1 protein-coding gene is annotated in these 622 nt (G+C 42.1%); it reads left to right on the top strand.

Translation table 11 applies throughout. The features are described from left to right. A partial coding sequence (gene istB, locus RUMCAL_RS06215; protein WP_021681815.1) for an IS21-like element helper ATPase IstB occupies nucleotides 1-546 on the top strand: 546 nt, incomplete at its 5' end. Between the last annotated feature and the right edge of the window lie 76 nt (nucleotides 547-622).

Here is a 622-nt window from a genome sequence, read left to right as displayed (position 1 = left end):
ACACTGAAAACGCTGGATGCGTTTGATATGGCAAGACTTGAAAACGTCAGTAAAAGCACCATACAGCAGCTCGCTTCCTGTGATTTCATAAAGCAGCGTCAAAACATTGTCATGATCGGAAATCCCGGGAGTGGAAAGACACATCTTTCGATTGCACTTGGCATGAACGCCTGTGAGGCGGGGTATCGGGTAAAATTCTATACGGCTGTCAATCTTGCTGCTGAGCTTGCAGAAGCAGTTCAGATGAACAGGCTTTCCAAACTTGAAAAGAGTCTCAGTAAGATAGATCTTCTGATCATCGATGAACTCAGTTACCTGACTTTTAACAGGTATCAGTCAGAGATGCTTTTTCAGATCATATCAGAACGTTCAGAAAGAGCCAGTGTTATCATAAGTACAAATCTTGAATTTTCACAATGGACACAGCTTTTTGAAAATGAAATGCTGCTTGCTGCACTCATAGACAGGGTCACCTTCCGATCCTTTGTTCTGAACATGAACTGCAGCTCGTCTTACCGCATCGACTCAACCTTGAATCACGATTAGTGGCTCAAAATTTTTTTATCACAACTGGCTCACTTTTTTATTAGCGAGGTGGCTCAGTTTTTTATTGACAAAGGCA

Origin of the sequence: Ruminococcus callidus ATCC 27760 (assembly GCF_000468015.1) — a bacterium.
In the GTDB taxonomy this organism is placed as follows: Bacteria; Bacillota; Clostridia; order Oscillospirales; family Ruminococcaceae; genus Ruminococcus_C; species Ruminococcus_C callidus.
The sequence above is the reverse complement of the archived record's forward strand: the minus strand, read 5'-3'. Positions and strand labels throughout refer to the sequence as shown.